The 17,979-nt window shown below is 54.6% G+C and carries 16 protein-coding genes; 8 read left to right on the plus strand and 8 right to left on the minus strand.

Translation table 11 applies throughout. The annotated features are described in order from the left end of the window. Positions 1 to 12 precede the first annotated feature (12 nt). From SGBXF1_RS19975 to araD, 5 genes are read left to right on the plus strand one after another with little or no spacing between them, the layout of a single operon-like run. Entirely contained in the window at positions 13 to 1,308 is a 1,296-nt protein-coding gene (locus tag SGBXF1_RS19975; protein WP_037418206.1) for an MFS transporter, read from the plus strand. Continuing rightward, positions 1,308 to 2,798, plus strand: coding sequence for an FGGY-family carbohydrate kinase (locus SGBXF1_RS19980; RefSeq protein WP_272947666.1), 1,491 nt, complete (start codon positions 1,308 to 1,310; stop codon positions 2,796 to 2,798). Before SGBXF1_RS19975 ends, SGBXF1_RS19980 begins: the two co-directional genes overlap by 1 nt. Further along, a complete protein-coding gene (ulaD, locus tag SGBXF1_RS19985; RefSeq protein ID WP_186427431.1) occupies positions 2,795 to 3,451 on the plus strand; it encodes a 3-keto-L-gulonate-6-phosphate decarboxylase UlaD in 657 nt (218 codons plus the stop codon). Before SGBXF1_RS19980 ends, ulaD begins: the two co-directional genes overlap by 4 nt. 1 nt (position 3,452) lies before the next feature. After that, positions 3,453 to 4,313: an L-ribulose-5-phosphate 3-epimerase gene (locus tag SGBXF1_RS19990; protein WP_061808397.1), complete on the plus strand. Its 861-nt coding sequence runs from the start codon at positions 3,453 to 3,455 to the stop codon at positions 4,311 to 4,313. Next, on the plus strand, positions 4,307 to 5,008 hold the full coding sequence (araD, locus tag SGBXF1_RS19995) for an L-ribulose-5-phosphate 4-epimerase (RefSeq protein ID WP_186427432.1): 702 nt from the start codon (positions 4,307 to 4,309) through the stop codon (positions 5,006 to 5,008). Before SGBXF1_RS19990 ends, araD begins: the two co-directional genes overlap by 7 nt. A 100-nt stretch (positions 5,009 to 5,108) precedes the next feature. On the opposite strand, the gene SGBXF1_RS20000 is transcribed toward araD, so the two are convergent. Next, complete coding sequence (locus SGBXF1_RS20000) at positions 5,109 to 5,576, minus strand: OsmC family protein (RefSeq protein WP_130381965.1); 468 nt, start codon at positions 5,574 to 5,576, stop codon at positions 5,109 to 5,111. A 124-nt stretch (positions 5,577 to 5,700) separates the two neighbouring features. Between SGBXF1_RS20000 and SGBXF1_RS20005 the strand changes: the two genes are divergently transcribed. Continuing rightward, complete coding sequence (locus SGBXF1_RS20005; RefSeq protein ID WP_037426784.1) at positions 5,701 to 6,348, plus strand: GntR family transcriptional regulator; 648 nt, start codon at positions 5,701 to 5,703, stop codon at positions 6,346 to 6,348. A 270-nt stretch (positions 6,349 to 6,618) separates the two neighbouring features. Next, positions 6,619 to 7,968 carry an MFS transporter gene (locus SGBXF1_RS20010; protein WP_186427433.1) on the plus strand — a complete coding sequence of 450 codons (1,350 nt, stop codon included), beginning with the start codon at positions 6,619 to 6,621 and terminating at the stop codon, positions 7,966 to 7,968. Positions 7,969 to 8,053: 85 nt separating this feature from the next. On the opposite strand, the gene mscS is transcribed toward SGBXF1_RS20010, so the two are convergent. Further along, the gene (gene mscS / locus SGBXF1_RS20015) at positions 8,054 to 8,920 is read right to left on the minus strand and encodes a small-conductance mechanosensitive channel MscS (RefSeq protein ID WP_037426788.1); all 867 of its coding nucleotides are present in this window, start codon (positions 8,918 to 8,920) and stop codon (positions 8,054 to 8,056) included. Between the two features lie 206 nt (positions 8,921 to 9,126). On the opposite strand from mscS, the gene SGBXF1_RS20020 reads away from it, so the two are divergent. After that, a complete protein-coding gene (locus SGBXF1_RS20020; protein ID WP_037426790.1) occupies positions 9,127 to 9,795 on the plus strand; it encodes a DUF1345 domain-containing protein in 669 nt (222 codons plus the stop codon). Positions 9,796 to 9,847: 52 nt separating this feature from the next. On the opposite strand, the gene fbaA is transcribed toward SGBXF1_RS20020, so the two are convergent. The 6 genes from fbaA to SGBXF1_RS20050 all read right to left on the minus strand — a co-directional run bounded on the left by fbaA (position 9,848) and on the right by SGBXF1_RS20050 (position 17,802). Continuing rightward, positions 9,848 to 10,927, minus strand: a complete 1,080-nt coding sequence (gene fbaA, locus SGBXF1_RS20025) for a class II fructose-bisphosphate aldolase (RefSeq protein WP_037426794.1) — start codon at positions 10,925 to 10,927, stop codon at positions 9,848 to 9,850. Between the two features lie 300 nt (positions 10,928 to 11,227). Beyond that, a complete protein-coding gene (gene pgk, locus SGBXF1_RS20030) occupies positions 11,228 to 12,391 on the minus strand; it encodes a phosphoglycerate kinase (RefSeq protein ID WP_061808393.1) in 1,164 nt (387 codons plus the stop codon). Positions 12,392 to 12,469: 78 nt separating this feature from the next. Continuing rightward, complete coding sequence (gene epd, locus SGBXF1_RS20035) at positions 12,470 to 13,486, minus strand: erythrose-4-phosphate dehydrogenase (protein ID WP_037426796.1); 1,017 nt, start codon at positions 13,484 to 13,486, stop codon at positions 12,470 to 12,472. 367 nt (positions 13,487 to 13,853) lie between these two features. After that, positions 13,854 to 14,924: an ABC transporter ATP-binding protein gene (locus tag SGBXF1_RS20040; protein ID WP_186427434.1), complete on the minus strand. Its 1,071-nt coding sequence runs from the start codon at positions 14,922 to 14,924 to the stop codon at positions 13,854 to 13,856. Next, positions 14,917 to 16,686 (minus strand): ABC transporter permease, encoded by a 1,770-nt coding sequence (locus SGBXF1_RS20045; protein ID WP_186427435.1) that lies wholly within the window; start codon positions 16,684 to 16,686, stop codon positions 14,917 to 14,919. The genes SGBXF1_RS20040 and SGBXF1_RS20045 overlap by 8 nt, the downstream gene beginning before the upstream one ends. A gap of 78 nt (positions 16,687 to 16,764) precedes the next feature. Next, positions 16,765 to 17,802, minus strand: coding sequence for an ABC transporter substrate-binding protein (locus tag SGBXF1_RS20050; RefSeq protein WP_370452816.1), 1,038 nt, complete (start codon positions 17,800 to 17,802; stop codon positions 16,765 to 16,767). Positions 17,803 to 17,979: the final 177 nt, after the last annotated feature.

Below are 17,979 nucleotides of genomic sequence, written 5' to 3' on the forward strand. Positions count from 1 at the left end.
ACAGGTGTATATATGAATATTGCCTCTGTTTCCGTTAGCCAAAACCAGGCGATCCCCAAATTACGCTGGTTGCGAATCGTGCCGCCGATTCTTATTACCTGCATCATTTCCTATATGGACCGGGTAAATATCGCCTTCGCCATGCCTGGTGGTATGGATGCCGAACTGGGTATCACCGCTTCGATGGCCGGTCTGGCCGGCGGCATCTTCTTTATTGGTTATCTGTTCCTACAGGTGCCCGGCGGCAAGCTGGCAGTGTACGGCAACGGCAAAAAATTCATCGGCTGGTCACTGCTGGCCTGGGCGGTGATTTCAGTGCTGACCGGGTTGGTCAGCAACCAGTACCAACTGCTGTTCCTGCGCTTTGCCTTGGGCGTCTCCGAGGGCGGCATGCTGCCGGTGGTGCTGACCATGATCAGCAACTGGTTCCCGGACAAGGAGCGCGGCCGCGCCAACGCCATCGTCATCATGTTCGTCCCCATCGCCGGGATTCTCACCGCCCCGCTGTCCGGCTGGATCATCACCGTCTGGGACTGGCGCATGTTGTTCCTGGTGGAAGGCGCGCTGTCGCTGGTGGTGATGGTGCTGTGGTACTTCACCATCAGCAACCGCCCGCAGGAAGCCAAGTGGATTTCAGCAGCGGAAAGGGACTATCTGATCAAAACACTGCATGACGAACAACTGCTGATCAAGGGCAAAACGGTGCGCAATGCCTCGCTACGCCGGGTGCTGGGCGACAAGATCATGTGGCAGCTGATCCTGGTGAACTTCTTCTACCAGACCGGAATTTACGGCTACACCTTGTGGCTGCCAACCATCCTCAAGGGGCTGACCAACGGCAATATGGAACAGGTGGGGATGCTGGCGATCCTGCCCTACATCGGCGCCATCTTCGGCATGCTGGTGATTTCCTCACTCTCCGATCGTACCGGTAAACGCAAAATCTTCGTCGCGCTGCCGCTGGCCTGCTTCGCCATCTGCATGGCGTTGTCGGTGCTGTTGAAAGATCACATCTGGTGGTCCTATGCCGCGTTGGTCGGCTGTGGGGTCTTCATTCAGGCCGCCGCCGGGGTGTTCTGGACCATTCCGCCCAAACTTTTCAATGCTGAAGTGGCCGGTGGTGCACGCGGTGTGATCAACGCGCTGGGCAACCTGGGGGGGTTCTGCGGCCCTTATATGGTCGGCGTATTGATCAGCCTGTTCAGCAAAGATGTCGGCGTTTACAGCCTGGCGGTATCACTGGCCATTGCGTCGGTGTTGGCGCTGATGCTGCCGAATAAATGCGACCAAAGCACGAGGGCCGAATAATGGACTATTGGCTGGGGCTGGACTGCGGCGGCACCTTTATCAAGGCCGGGCTGTATGACCGTCAGGGAACTGAGTTGGGTATCGCCCGGCGCAACATGGAAATTATCTCGCCCCAACCGGGTTGGGCGGAACGGGATATGCCAGCTCTATGGCATACCGCTGCCGAGGTGATCCGCGAGTTGCTGGCTCGCAACAACATTGCTGCCGGTGATATTCAGGCCGTCGGCATCTCGGCGCAGGGCAAAGGCGCGTTTCTGCTGGACAAGCAAGGGCAGCCACTGGGCAATGCCATGCTGTCTTCTGATCAGCGCGCACTGACGCTGGTACAGGAATGGCAAAAACAGGGCGTGCCACAGCGGCTGTATCCGCAGACCCGGCAAACATTGTGGACAGGTCACCCGGTGTCGCTGCTGCGCTGGGTTCGGCAACACCAGCCGGAACGTTATCGCCAGATCGGCAGCGTGCTGATGGCGCACGATTACCTGCGCTACTGCCTGACCGGTGAGTTGGCCTGTGAAGAAACCAATATCTCCGAATCCAATCTTTATCACATGGCAGACGGTCGCTATGACCCGGCCCTGGCGCAACTGCTAGGCATCGGCGACATCATGCCAGCACTGCCACCCATTGTTGGCTCGGTCGACATCGCCGGGCGGATCAATGCCGCCGCTGCGACGGTAACAGGGCTATTAGCGGGTACGCCAGTAGTCGGCGGGCTGTTCGATGTGGTGTCCACCGCACTGTGCGCCGGGTTACACGACGAGACGCGGCTCAATGCGGTGATGGGCACCTGGTCGGTTACCAGCGGCATTACCGACAAAATCACCGAAGGTTGCGACCACCCGTTTGTTTATGGTCGCCACGCCGAAGCCGGCAAATACATTGTGCACGAAGCCAGCCCAACCTCTGCCGCCAATCTGGAGTGGTTCTGCCGTCAATGGGGGCTTCAGGACTACGCCCAGCTCAATGACTGGGTAACAACGCTGCGGAAGGCCGACAGCAGCCTGCTGTTTGTTCCCTTCCTGTACGGCTCCAACGCAGGGCTGGGCCTAAGCGCCAGCTTCCACGGCATGCAGGCCTTCCACCAGCGCGAACATCTGGTGCAGGCGATCTACGAAGGCGTGGTGTTCTGCCATATGACTCACCTTAACCGAATGCGGCAACGCTTCCCTGCGGCCACCGCCCTACGCGTCACCGGCGGCCCGGCAAAATCCGTTCCATGGATGCAAATGTTCGCCGACGTCAGCGGCCTGCCGGTGGAACTGCCGCAGGTAGAAGAAACCGGCTGCTTAGGTGCAGCCATGGCAGCGATGGTCGGCAGCGGCGCATTCAGCGATTTCACAGCCGCCCAGCGGGCGCTGGCACCGCGCATCGAACGGGTACTGCCGGATGCCACCGCCGCTGAAGCTTACGGTAAGAAATATCACCGTTATCAGGCACTGGTGGCGACGTTACAAACGCTGCAATCCACCGAAAAGGAGGCCCTATGAGTCATAAACCACGTCTGCAACTGGCGCTCGATCACACCCGGCTGGACACCGCACTGCAAACGGCGGAACGCCTGCAACCGCACGTCGACATCATCGAGGCTGGCACCATTTTATGCATCAGCGCCGGTATTCAGGCGGTGCGCGCGCTGCGTGAACGCTGCCCACAACATACGCTGGTGGCCGATCTGAAAGTAGCCGATGCCGGTGGCACGCTGGCGCAGCAGGCCTTCAGCCACGGTGCCAACTGGATGACGGTGATCTGCGCCGCGCCGTTAGCCACCATGGCCAGCGCGCAGGAGGTAGCGCAACAGTATCAGGGCGAGATCCAGATTGAGCTATTCGGCCGCTGGACGCTGGACGATGCCAGGCAGTGGCGCGAACTCGGCATCCGCCAGGCCATCTACCACCGTGGCCGCGACGCGCAGGCCAGCGGACAAACCTGGGGCCAACAAGATTTGGATCTGATGAAAGCACTGTCGGATCTGGGCATTGAGCTGTCGATCACCGGCGGCATCACACCGACTGACCTATCGCTGTTTAAAGACATCGCCGTCACCGCTTTTATCGTCGGCCGGGCGCTGGCGGAGGCTACCGATCCACTGGCCGCCGCCGGTCAGTTCCGCACCGTCATTGATGACATCTGGAGAAGTTGATATGCGCCAGCACCCACTGGGAATTTATGAAAAAGCCTTGCCGAAACACCTGACCTGGCCCGAGCGTCTGGCACTGGCCAAGGCCTGCGGTTTTGATTTTGTCGAAATGTCGGTGGATGAAAGCGACGATCGGCTGGCACGCCTGAGCTGGAGCAAAGAACAGCGGCTGTCGCTGGTCAGCGCCATGCTGGAAACCGGCATCAGCATCCCGTCGATGTGCCTGTCCGGCCACCGCCGCTTTCCGTTCGGCAGCCATGACGATGCGCTGCGCCAACGCGCCTTTGAGGTGATGGAACAGGCGATCCAACTGGCAAAAGATGTGGGTATACGCACCATCCAGCTCGCCGGTTATGACGTCTATTACGAACAACAGGACGAAAGCACCCTCGCCCGTTTCACCGAGGGTATGCAATGGGCCGTCGAACGCGCCGCCGCCGCCCAGGTGATGCTGGCGGTGGAAATCATGGACACCGCATTTATGAACTCGATCAGCAAATGGAAGGCCTGGGACGCCTGCCTGGCATCGCCGTGGTTCACGGTCTATCCGGACGTCGGCAATCTCAGCGCCTGGGGCAATGACGTGGCGCAGGAGCTGGCGCTGGGTATTGACCGCATCGCCGCCATCCATCTGAAAGACACCTATCCGGTCACTGAAAGCTCACCGGGACAGTTCCGCGATGTGCCCTTTGGCGAAGGCTGCGTCGACTTCGTCGCGGTATTCCGCACGCTGAAACAGCTTAACTATCGCGGCGCTTTCCTGATCGAGATGTGGACCGAGAAAGCCGAAGAACCGGTGGCCGAAATCGTACAGGCACGCCGTTGGATCGAACAAAAAATGCAACAAGGGGGTATGACATGCTAACGCTGCCGCAACTGAAACAGCAGGTACTGGAAGCCAACCTCGACCTGCCGCGCCACAATCTGGTGACCTTCACCTGGGGCAATGTGAGCGCAGTGGATCGCGAACGCCGGCTGGTGGTGATCAAGCCTTCCGGCGTGGAATATGAACATATGGTGGCCGAGGACATGGTGGTGGTCAGCCTCGCCAACGGCCAAACTGTCGAGGGTAACAAAAAGCCCTCTTCAGACACCGCTACCCACCTGGCGCTATACCGTGAATTTGCTGAGATCGGCGGCATCGTACATACCCATTCACGCCACGCCACCATCTGGGCGCAGGCCGGACTGGATATTCCCGCCTGGGGTACCACTCACGCCGATTACTTCTACGGCGCGATTCCCTGCACCCGCCTCATGACCGAAGACGAAATTGCGCATGATTACGAACTCGAAACCGGCAAGGTGATTATCGACACCTTCCATCGACGTGGCATCGACCCAAATGCCATTCCGGCAGTGCTGGTCAATTCACATGGTCCCTTTGCCTGGGGCAAAGATGCGCATAGCGCGGTGCATAATGCAGTGGTGCTGGAAGAAATTGCTTATATGGGGATTTTCTCGCGCCAGCTGACGCCGGGTATTAACAGCATGCAACCCGCGCTACTGGACAAACATTATCTGCGCAAACACGGCAAGCATGCCTACTACGGGCAATAGAGTGAGTTGGCAGGCCTCAGTTCCTGTATGAATAGTTTTCACCAGATGTTTTGAGATATCTGGTGAAAACAAATTATACCCAATGGGTGGTTTATCACTCTCACATTTGCGTTATTACCGGTTGACAGGTAATCGGAAAATTAAGGGAGTTAGCAATGAAACAGAGCTCATGCGCGCGGTGATGAAGATCCAGAGCACGTTTAATATCATCTCCGGATCGAATGGTTATTTCAGGTTTTAGAATAATTTCTGTGAAACACCCTTTTTCCCCCTCACGCATTGTCCCCTCAGCCCGGTCAATATAAGTACAAACACTTATCCCCGCTTCAGCACAAAGATGCAGATACCATAATTTGTGACAGGCAGATGCCGAAGCAACAAGAAGATCCTCTGGATTCCAACGAGTGGCATCCCCCAGAAACGCGGGATCCGATGACCCTAAAATACTGGGTTTGTCACCTGCCGTAATTTCATAATTACGATCATATGCTTTGTAGGATTCTGTGCCGCTACCTTTGTTGCCTTGCCACTCAACGTTAACTTGGTAGTGATGTTCGCGATGGGCCATTTCTATTGCTCCTGAGCAGTTACAACAATGGATTTTCTGGTGATAGAGCCCTGCCTGTTTCTGCGATTCTGGACTCACCTCGCAAGATGGTATACCATTATACCATAAAATAAAGGAGAAATTTATGAACCTGACGGGTCAATCAACTGCGGGCATGCTTGCTGATGAGTTAAGAAAGATGATTAACAACGGAACCCTTCCAGACGGTGAACGATTGGTTGAGAGGGAGCTTGCCAGCCATTTTTCTGTTAGCCGAATTCCGATGAGAGAGGCAATCAGGCAACTGGAGCGTGATGGTCTGGTTGAGATTTTTAGAAACCGTGGCGCTATCGTCAGGACGCTTTCATGTGATGATATTGACGAGATCTATCAGCTACGAGCCTTGTTAGAAGGAGATGCTATCTCTCAGAGCGTGCAGAACTTGGATATGGATACTCTGGAGAGAGCTGAACTCACCCATAAACTTCTCGCTAATACCCCCGATTTTGAAAAACAGGGGTTATATAATCATGAGTTTCATCATCTTTTATATAGTGGATGTAAAAACAAACGACTGCTGGCAATGATAGATGAATTGCGAAATCAGATAGAAAGATACGAATATCTTCAACGGCAGCTACTGGCTAATACGAGTAAGTTCCAGGATGATCATGCAAGTATTTTAGTTGCTTGCAGACAGAGAAACCCCGATGTGGCAAGTAGAGAAGTAATTAAGCATATTAATGCTGCCGGAAAAATGTTGAAAGAATTCATCAGAAGCCATACTCGTTGAACGCCACGGAAAGAAATAGCTTATGAGTGTCAGGCAAAATACAAACCACTACAAATTCGTCATACAGCGCGCTGGCTCTCTTCTTTCCCCTTACGTAAAAACTCACTGGGTAAGCCGTCACATCGCCTCAAGCCCTTGGCTCTGATGTATACTCGGGTATCTACACCATGCCAGCCAAAGCGGCTTTGGATCAGGCTCGTTTCAACAGGAACCTGACGCCTACTCTGCCCTCCAGCCAGCTCCACACCAGCCTAATTAAGTGGAACTCTTATGAGCCAAAACACCGCTCGTATCAGTGAGATCATCGACAACGCCAAGATCTCGCCTTATCAGATACTGATTCTTACTCTGTGTTTTCTGATCGTCTTGCTGGACGGTTTTGATACCGCAATCATCGGCTATATCGCCCCGGCCTTACGCGAAGAGTGGCAGTTGTTGCCGGCACAGTTATCACCTGCCTTTGGTGCAGGATTGTTTGGTCTGTTGATCGGCAGCCTGATCTTCGGTCCGGTCGCCGATGCCATAGGCCGCAAACGCGTGCTGCTCGTTTCGATACTGATTTTTGGCGGGGGAACCCTGGCCTCGGCGTATACCCATTCAATCGAGTCGTTGATCCTGCTGCGGTTCATCACCGGCATCGGTTTAGGTGGTGCGATGCCCACCTGCATCACCCTCAGTTCGGAATACTCTCCGGTACGTCGCAGGATGATCATGGTCACACTGAGTTGGAGTGGCTTCACCGCTGGCTTGGCTTTGGGCGGCATACTCGCAGGGCAAATTATCCCTGCCTTCGGCTGGCGTGGCGTGTTAATGCTCGGTGGCATTGCGCCGTTGCTGTTGCTGCCGTTGCTGGCCTGGCAAATGCCCGAATCAGTTCGCTTTATGACTTCCAGCCCGAAACATGCCGATAACTTGCGTAAGGTAGTCGAGCGTATCACCGACAAAAGCTGGGCAGGCGTGACAATTGTCGATGACGAACGGCCAGTAAAGGCCAACTCACCGATATCGCACCTGTTTATAGAAGGTCGTGCAGTACGCACCCTGCTGTTGTGGGTGGCGTTTTTCTGTTCGCTGTTCGTCTTTTACCAGCTCACCAGTTGGCTACCAAGCATTCTAAAGGATGTCGGTTACGATATCGTCCAGGCCTCGCGCATTGGGGCGATGGTGCCATTAGGCGGGACTCTCGGTGCCATCCTTATGGCGCTGCTGATGGACCGTATCGGGCCATACCGGGTACTTGCTCTGTCCTACCTGGGTGCCGCGCTGGTTGTCGGTGCCACCGGTTACCTGATGGGGGACGTCTACACCCTGGCGGCCACGGTGTTCCTTATCGGTTTTGGTGTGGCTGGCGCGCAGAACGGCCTGAACCTGGTCTCTGCCACTATCTACCCCACAGCAGCTCGCGTAACCGGGGTCAGTTGGGCAATGGCGAGCGGCCGCTTCGGCTCCATCATTGGCTCGATGCTCGGTGCCTGGATGATTGTCGCCTCAGGCTCTACTGAGATGTTCTTTATCTGGCTGGCGCTGCCGGTGCTGGTGGGCGCTGCCGCCATCTTCCTGCTCTATCGGCTTAGTGTGAGCCCCCGGACAACGGCGTCTGGCTCTGTATTACCCAACTGACCCAATAAAAAAGCCGAGCCGCCATCTCAGTGATGTCGATTCGGCCAGCCATAAAAAAAGGGGCCTTGGCCCCCTTCTCTATTATTTATTCCGCTTTCGCGGTAGCTTCTTCAGTACGGTACAGATGAACATCCATCTGCGGGAACGGAATGCCTATGTTGTTGGCATCCAGCGCGCGCTTGAAGTTTTCCATCAGATCAAAGTACACGTTCCAGTATTCAGCATTTGTGGTCCAGGAGCGGGTCACAAAGTTCAGTGAAGACGGTGCCATCTCGTTCAGACGCACGGTCACGCCTTTGGCGTGCATGATGCGCTTGTCGGCAGCGATCACGTCACCCAGAACCTTTTTCACCACGTCGATATCAGCGTTATACGCCACGCCAACCACGATATCCACACGGCGGTTTGGTTCGCGGGAATAGTTGATGATGTTACCAGCGATAATTTTGCCATTCGGCACGACGATGGTCTTGTTGTCTGCGGTGCGCAGCGTGGTGGAGAAAATCTGCACCTGGTCGACGGTACCGGCCACGCCGCCCAAATCGACATACTCACCGGCACGCAACGGACGGAAGGCCACCAGCAACACGCCTGCGGCGAAGTTGGACAGCGAGCCTTGCAGCGCCAGACCCACGGCCAAACCGGCGGCACCCAGCACGGCGATCACTGAGGTGGTCTGTACGCCAACGCGCCCCAACACAGCGATAAAGGTGAAGGCCAGAATGCCGTAACGCGCCATTGCCGACAGGAAATCTGCTACCGTGGCATCGATACCGCGCAGCTTCATCACGCGGTTTACCGCATTGCTAACTACGCGTGCAATGATCGAACCGATGATGAAAATAACGATCGCCGCAACGATGTTCACTGCATACTGAATCAATAAATCCTGGTTCTGCACAAGCCAGTTACCGGCACCATTAATGCCATCTACTACGTTCAGATCTTTCATTCGTGTCGTCCTAACTCAGCCCCTAAAGGGATAAACTCTCAAAAATACACCGACATCAGATGTCAGTAGGAAACCACCGCCCTAGGTTAACCAACATTCACGCAGCATGCCAAGCGTAAGCGCTAAAAATAGCCAAAACGGCGGCCCGGCATCTTCTATGCTGAACACAGCACTCTCACTTTATTAAGACAAGGAACCTGTCCGTTATGCATATTCTCTCCCCGCTCAGGCACTACTGGCAGGTTCGTCCGCGGCTGTTACTTTCTGTGGGCGCAGGTATTTTGTGCTATCTGTTACTCCCCGCCCAACTCTCTCAACTGCAACGGTTAATGCTCGGCTGGAACACACTGGCCTGGCTCTACCTGCTGTTTCTCTGGCGGTTGATGCTGGTCAGTACACCCAAACACATCCGTCAGCTAGCTCGCGCACAGGACGAAAGCGCCAGCATGGTTCTGGCGTTGGTCAGCATCGGCTGCCTGGTGAGCATTTTGTCCATTCTGTTTGAACTGAGTACAGCCAAGCAGGTCAGTGACTCACTGAGAACATTGCACCTGGTGTTAACCGGCACCACGCTGGTGGTGTCATGGCTGCTGCTACCGACCGCATTCACCATGCATTATGCCCATCAGTTTTACCGCCAGGGCGCACAGCAAGATCCTTTGCCTTTGCTGTTTCCCGGTAACCTCAAAGAGCCCACCTATTGGGACTTCGCCTATTTCTCATTCACCATTGCCGTGGCGTCGCAAACCGCCGACGTTGCGGTCGGCGCGGCAGAAGTACGCAAAGTCGCACTGCTGCAATCGGTGATTTCCTTTGTCTTCAACCTGGTAATTTTGGGATTGTCGATCAACGTCGGCGCCAGTTTGCTAAGTTAGAAACAAAAAAGGCTCCCCGAAGGGAGCCTTTATGACTAACAGCCAGGCAAGATTACAGAACGTCTACTGCGTTCAGATCTTTGAAAGCCTGTTCCAGACGAGTAATCATGGAAGTCTGAGCTGAACGCAGCCATACGCGTGGATCGTAGTATTTCTTGTTCGGCTGGTCGGCGCCTTTCGGGTTGCCCAACTGACCCTGCAGGTAAGCTTCGTTCGCTTTGTAGTACTGCAGAATACCGTCCCAGGTTGCCCATTGGGTATCGGTATCGATGTTCATCTTGATCACGCCGTAACCTACGGATTCTTTGATCTCTGCATCGGTAGAACCGGAACCGCCGTGGAACACGAAGTTCAGGCTGTTGTGTGGCAGATTGAATTTCTTGGACACGTAGTCCTGAGAATCACGCAGAATGGTCGGAGTCAGTTTAACGTTGCCTGGCTTATAAACGCCGTGCACGTTACCGAAGGACGCTGCGATAGTGAAGCGTGGGCTGATCGCGTTCAGTTTTTCGTACGCGTAAGCCACATCTTCTGGTTGGGTGTACAGAGCTGATGCGTCCATATGGCTGTTGTCCACGCCATCTTCTTCACCGCCGGTGCAGCCCAGTTCGATTTCCAGGGTCATACCGATCTTCGCCATGCGAGTCAGGTATTTGCTGCAAATTTCGATGTTTTCTTCCAGAGACTCTTCAGACAGATCGATCATGTGAGAAGAGAACAGGGGTTTGCCGGTCGCTGCGAAGTGTTTTTCGCCAGCGTCCAACAGGCCGTCCAGCCATGGCAACAGTTTCTTGGCACAGTGGTCAGTGTGCAGAATAACAGGCACGCCGTAATGTTCAGCCAACTGGTGAACATGATGTGCACCAGAGATAGCGCCCAGAATTGCTGCACCCTGAGGAACGTCAGTCTTCACGCCTTTACCGGCGATAAACGCGGCACCGCCGTTAGAGAACTGAACGATAACCGGAGCACGTACCTTCGCTGCTGTTTCCAGCACGGCGTTGATAGAGTCGGTACCTACGCAGTTCACTGCTGGCAGAGCAAAGTTGTTCTCTTTAGCTACTGCGAATACTTTCTGAACGTCATCACCAGTGATGACACCCGGTTTTACGAAATCAAAAATTTTAGACATGTGACTTTGTCCTGTTTCGTTGGCCGTTATACCCTTTATTTCTCAAGCCGTAACACTGTTGACTACACCTTGAAATCTATTGGGTAAAGATGGATGTAAATCGATTTTTTCATGCCGCGCCGCATTATGCCACACGGTATCTACCCAAAATAATTGGAGTTGCATCAAGGCGGTAAGAGCGTGAATCCCCAGAAGCTTACTCAAGTAAGTGGCCCGGGAAGGCTCGCAGCCAACACAGATGCAACGTCAAGTCTGAAGGGTATAAAACAAACGGGCGGCTTTCGCCTCCCGCTGTCTGAATTACTGCTTAGCGCGCTCTTCCAGCATCACTACCGCTGGCAACGCTTTACCTTCCACGAATTCCAGGAAGGCGCCGCCGCCGGTTGAGATGTAGGAGATCTTGTCAGCAATGCCGAACAGGTCGATTGCTGCCAGGGTGTCGCCGCCGCCTGCGATAGAGAAGGCTTCGCTGTCTGCGATAGCACGCGCGACAATTTCGGTGCCCCGACGGAAGTTAGGGAACTCGAATACGCCAACCGGGCCATTCCACAGAATGGTTTTGGCGTTCTTCAGGATAACGGCCAGACGCTCTGCTGAGACGTCGCCCATATCCAGAATTTGCTCGTTGTCTTGGATCTCGTTTGCCTGCTTCACGGTCGCAACCGCAGTTTCAGAGAACTCGGTCGCCACGCGCACGTCGGTCGGAACCGGAATATCGCAGGTTTCCAGCAGTTTCTTGGCGTTCGGGATCAGGTCTGCTTCGTACAGTGACTGGCCAACGTTGTTGCCCTGAGCCGCCACGAAGGTGTTGGCAATACCGCCACCCACGATCAGCTGATCGGCGATTTTAGACAGGGAATCCAGTACGGTCAGTTTGGTGGACACTTTAGAACCACCCACGATAGCTACCATCGGACGGGCCGGGTTGCCAAGGGCTTTACCCAGTGCTTCCAATTCTGCGGACAGCAGTGGACCTGCACAGGCTACAGGTGCGAACTTGCCTACACCGTGGGTAGACGCCTGCGCACGGTGTGCGGTACCGAAAGCATCCATCACATACACGTCGCACAGCGCCGCATATTTCTTGGACAGGGTTTCGTCGTCTTTTTTCTCGCCCTTGTTGAAACGGACGTTTTCCAGCACAACCAGTTCACCTTCTGCAACGTCAACGCCATCCAGGTAGTCTTTCGCCAGACGAACCGGGTTTTTCAGGTGTTCTTTCAGATAGTTAACAACTGGCAGCAGGGAGAATTCTTCGTTGTACTCGCCTTCGGTAGGACGACCCAGGTGGGACGTTACCATCACGCGGGCGCCTTGTTTCAGCGCAGCTTCAATAGTCGGCAGGGAGGCACGGATACGTGCATCGGAAGTCACTTTACCGTCTTTCACTGGAACGTTCAGATCGGAGCGGATCAGAACGCGTTTACCTGCCAGATCCAGATCGGACATGTTAATTACAGACATGGTGAACCCTCTTGGTTGATTCTCTAGAAACTATAAAGTTGCCTGAGCGGCGCATCGACCAGTGCCGATGCCGCCGTACTAGAAACCGCTTGCGGCCATTGCCCGTGTTGTATCCAACATCCTGTTGGCAAAGCCCCATTCATTATCACACCAGACCAAGGTCTTGATCAGGTGCTGACCGCTGACCCGAGTCTGCGTACCGTCGACGATAGCGCTATGCGGGTCATGGTTAAAATCGATCGAGACTAATGGTAGTTCTGTATAGTCAACTATACCACGAAAAGATCCCCGTGCGGCCATTTGCAACAGCTGGTTGACCTCTGCAACTTTCACCGCCGAACTGACACTGACACTGAGATCAATGGCCGTCACGTTGATGGTCGGCACGCGTACGGAAATCGCTTCGAAACGATCGCAAAACTGCGGGAAAATACGGGTGATACCGGCAGCCAATTTGGTGTCGACCGGAATAATCGACTGGCTCGCTGCACGAGTACGCCGTAAATCCTGATGATAGGCATCTATCACCGGCTGATCGTTCATCGAAGAGTGAATGGTGGTCACGGTGCCTGATTCGATGCTGTAGGCATCGTCCAGCAGCTTAATGACTGGAATAATGCAGTTGGTGGTGCATGACGCATTGGAAACGATACGGTGTTCCGCCAGCAGCGTCTGATGATTGACGCCAAATACGATAGTGGCGTCCAGATCGTTACCGCCAGGGTGAGCGAACAACACTTTTTTCGCCCCCGCCGCCAGATGGGCTTCACCATCTGCCCGGCTACCGTAAACACCGCTACAGTCCAGCACAACATCTACGCCAAGCTCACCCCAGGGAAGCTGTTCCAACGCTGGCTGATGCAGTAAACGAATGGTGTCGTCCCCGACGGTCAGCATGTCGCATTCCTGACGCACATCCCAGGCAAAGCGACCATGGCTAGAGTCGTATTTCAGCAGATGGGCCATTCCCTCAGCGTTAGCCAATTCGTTAATCGCCACCACGGAAATTTCCGCTCGTCGTCCCGATTCGTACAGTGCGCGTAAAACGCTGCGGCCTATGCGGCCAAAACCGTTTATCGCTATGCGGATTGTCATGCTGCTCCTGAAAAAGGGCCTTCTCTCCCCGGGCGCGTTCACCGTTATTGAGAGGGCGCTGACTGGGTCATCTAGATAACCCGCATAGAGTACTTTAGCGCACCACCTGCTGTGAATCGTCGCGTCGCATTATTCCTTCGGTCCAGCCTTCACTCATCACCTTCACTCTGGCGTTTCTGTGGAATACAACCACAACTGAAACGCTTCAGCCGAGCATAAACCAAAGTTTTACCAAAAGGAACAGATGCGACAGCCTGCCTGACAACTGAACGGCACTTTGCGAGAATAAGATGATCTAGCGCACACTTTTTCATATCCAATCCACTGTGACGCGCCAGATTTTTTGGCAACTATGGGACTTGCACCCTTAAGCTTTAGGGAAAATCCACAGATGCTCTGGCGGTAAGGAAAGTCGACACAGCGTCTGACCGCGTACTTCAGTGCCATAGGCCCGCACGACAAAATCCTCAGCAACAGTACGGAAAAGGTACTCCCAACGATCCCCCAGATACATGCTGGTCAGCAACGGCAACTCGAGCTGGTTGCCTTGCGGGTCATCCCCCAGACGCACGCGTTCAACACGGATCACCGCCGTAGCGTCCTCACCGGTTTTCACGCCGGCACCCGCCATGCCCCACAACGCCCAGTCTTTCCCTTCAATGCGCGCTTTGCCATCAACCACCTCGGTTACCTTGCCGTTCAGGCGATTATTGCTGCCCATAAACTCGGCGGTAAACAGGGTGGACGGTGCACCGTACATTTCCTGTGGCGTGCCCTGCTGTTCGATTTTCCCGTTGTTGAGCAGCAAAATACGATCGGAGATCGCCATGGCCTCGTTCTGATCGTGAGTCACCATCAGTGCCGAAAGTCCCAGCTTGATGATCAGTTCACGCAGGAATACCCGCGCCTCTTCGCGCAGCTTGGCGTCAAGATTCGACAAGGGTTCATCCAGCAGAATGACCGGAGGGTTGTACACCAGCGCCCGACCAATCGCCACACGCTGCTGCTGGCCACCGGACAACTGATGCGGATGACGCTTACCCAAATGCCCCAGCCCAAGTTGATCAAGCACGCCTTGCACCCGCTGGTTGATTTCCGCCGAAGCGACTTTGCGTAATTTCAGCGGATAGGCGACGTTTTCAAACACCGTTTTATGCGGCCACAGGGCATAAGACTGAAACACCAACCCCAGGTTGCGCTCCTCCGCCGGAATTTCGCTGCGCGCGCTGCCGTTGTAAACAGTATTGCTGCCAATGATAATGCGGCCCTGAGTCGGTTTTTCCAGCCCGGCAACGGCACGCAGCAACGTGGTTTTACCGCTGCCCGATGGCCCCAACAGCGATACCACCTCGCCACGTTTTAAATCCATCGAGACGCCCTTCAACACAGGGTTGTCGCCGTAGGTTAAATGCAGGTTTTCTACCGAAAGTTCAATCATGTAATTTCACTCCAAAGCGCAAGGCAATACCCAGACCTAACACCACCAACAGGATGTTAATGAAGGAAAGTGCAGCGACGATATCGATGGCGCCCGCCGCCCACAGGGAAACCAGCATCGAACCTATGGTTTCGGTACCCGGAGACAACAGATACACCCCGGTGGAATATTCGCGCTCGAAAATCAGGAACATCAGCAACCAGGAACCAATCAGGCCGTAACGTGAAAGCGGAATGGTAACGTGACGGGTGATCTGCCCCCGGCTCGCGCCAGCGCTGCGTGCTGCCTCTTCCAGCTCCGGGCCCACCTGCAGCAGCGTCGAAGAGATCAGCCGCAGGCCATAGGCCATCCACACCACGGTGTACGCCAGCCAGACGCTGAAGATGGTGCTGCGCAAAGAGCGCAACCATACAATCAGATTCTCTCGCAGCCATTCGGCTACCGGCAGCGCCGACAACCAGCCCTCTTTCAACGACTTATCCAGCCACATCGGCAGGAACAGGAAGACCCACAAGAATGCCAAGCCCGCCAGCAGACCCGGTACCGCACGCGGCACCAGCACGCTGTAATCGAGAAAACGGGTAGCACCGTCGGGTTTGCGGTGCATGGCGATGCCGATAAACAGGTAACAAACCACCGCCAACGCCCCACCGAACACCCCAATCGCCATCGAGTTGACGATCGCCCGCAGCAGGTTCGGCTGCTGCCAGATAGTGCGGAAGGTATTGAGCGATAGCTCGTCCCAGATTGAAACGCCCCCCCCCCAGTTAGAGATAAAAGCACGCAGCACCACCCCCACCAGTGGCACACCGATAGTCACCGTTAGCCAGAACACCACCACCGCACCGGCAACCCAGCGCCATTTGCCCAACGGCAATGCCCGCGCCTGTGAGGCCTTGCCCTTGACGGTGACGAAGCGGTTAGCGGTACGCATCAGGCGGCGCTGCAACATCACTAGCGGAATGGTGATGCAGATCAGCACCACCGCTACTGCGGCCATCAGATGGTAAGACGGCGTGCCCAGCTTATTGGTCAGTTGATACAGGTAGGTCGCCAGTACCAGGTTACCTTCCGGATCGCCCAGCACCAGCATCAGGCCGAACACTTCCAGCCCGAGGAAAAACAACAAAACCCCGGCATACAGAATCGAGGGCCGCACCATCGGCAAGCTAACGGCAGTCATTACCTGCAAAGGCGATGCCCCCGCCGTTCGTGCGGCTTCTTCTACGTCTGAACCCACACTGCGCAAAGCTGAGGAAATATAGAGATAAGCATGCGGCACGTGCGTCAACCCGGCGATCACCACAATGCTGGCCATCGAGTAGATATTCCACGGTACAAAACCAAATAACGATTCCGCCCACAGTGAAAAGAAACCCACCGGCCCAGCGGCCACCACATAACCAAAACCCAAGACCATCGGCGAGACAAAGATCGGCACCAGGATCAGTGGTTCAATAAAGCGGCGGCCGGGCAAGTCGGTTCTGATCATCAAAAAAGCCAGGATCCCTCCTAACGGAATGGCGATTACCACCAGACCGAACGCCAGGATAAACCCGCTTTTTAGCGCCTTATAAAAGTCCGGATCGGTGAAAATGAACTGGAACGCCTCAAGGCTGAACACCTTGGAGGGCGAGAAAAAGGGAGCGGAAAGGAAACTTTGAATCACGATAAACGACAGCGGCACGTAGATAACCAGTGCGGTTATCAATACGACCAAGCCGCGCGGCAGGCTTTGCCACTTTCTGCGCCATGCTTCCATAAATATATCCCGATGGTTGTAAACGACGACGACCAAAGGGCGCGCGCCACAATGGCAGACGCGCGTCCGGATCCTGTGTTATTTCGCTGCGGCAGTACGCCATTGCTTGATGTAATCGAGGCGTTTAGCCGGTTGCAGATACTCCAACAGGCTTTCATCTACCGGGATAGGTTTCAGCGCTTTACCGAGCATTTTGGTCATGCCGTCAATGTCGTTTTTGCCTTCGATGTCATTGCGAATAGAGGGAATGTCTGCCTGATTGGCAAGAATATTCTGGCCCTTTTCCGACAACACATAGTTAAGCCACAGTTTTGCCGCATTCGCGTTGGTAGCCTCTTTACTGATAAAAGACACGCGCGACAGCACCAGGGTGTAGTCTTTTGGATACGAGATACCGAGTGAAGGGTCGGTTTTGGCGCGAGCTTCAGCGTATGAACCCAGGATGTTGAAACCAATCAGGTTTTCACCGGACGATACCCTTTCCATCATGGTTCCGGTGGATGACTGAACCGCCAGCCCCCCTTTGGCAATGTCTGCCAACGTGGCGAAATAATTCGGATCAGCCTTGAAGTCCTGCACCGACAGCATGAAACCCAGACCTGACTTTTCAATGTCATAGGTTGTGACTTTCTTTTTGAACTTGTCGGTTTGGCCGGCGATCAGTTTTGCCAGTGCCGCATGTGAGTCCGGCACGTCGCCCTGCGGGATCAGCCGTTTGTTATAGATGAAAACCACAGGTTCGTAGGTGGTTCCGTAAGCTTTTTCTTTCCATACCGCCCACTTGGGCAGTTGACCTTGTTCCGGCGAGGCATATTCTTGCGCATAGTCAGTGGCCAGTTTCAGCGCAGTGTCCATCGACGAACTCCATACCACGTCGCCGCTGGTGCCACCCGCTGCCTGCTCGCTGATATAACGGTTGTACAGCTCGGTACTGTTCATGTCGTTATATTCGACTTTAACGCCTGGATACTGTGCTTCGAATCCCTGGATCAGCGGGCCTGCGGCTTTGGTATCGGTGGTGGAATACACCACGACTTTGCCCTCTTTCTTCGCACCGTCCACAATTTTTTGATAGTCGGCTGGATAACCTGCCGGGAATTGGGCGTAAGCAGGCATTGCACCCAGTACAGCGATCGCCACGACCGATGTGCCGATTCTTGTTAACATAATCAACTCCTGGTTACATTTAAGAAACTAAAAATTAACATATAGTTAATAAGTGTTCTTGCGCAACGCCGTTGATTTTTTATCTTCGTGTTTTGTGAGGTTGGGCGATTTTTGGTCAATAAAAAG

This window comes from Serratia grimesii (genome assembly GCF_900186025.1).
Classification (GTDB): domain Bacteria; phylum Pseudomonadota; class Gammaproteobacteria; order Enterobacterales; family Enterobacteriaceae; genus Serratia; species Serratia grimesii.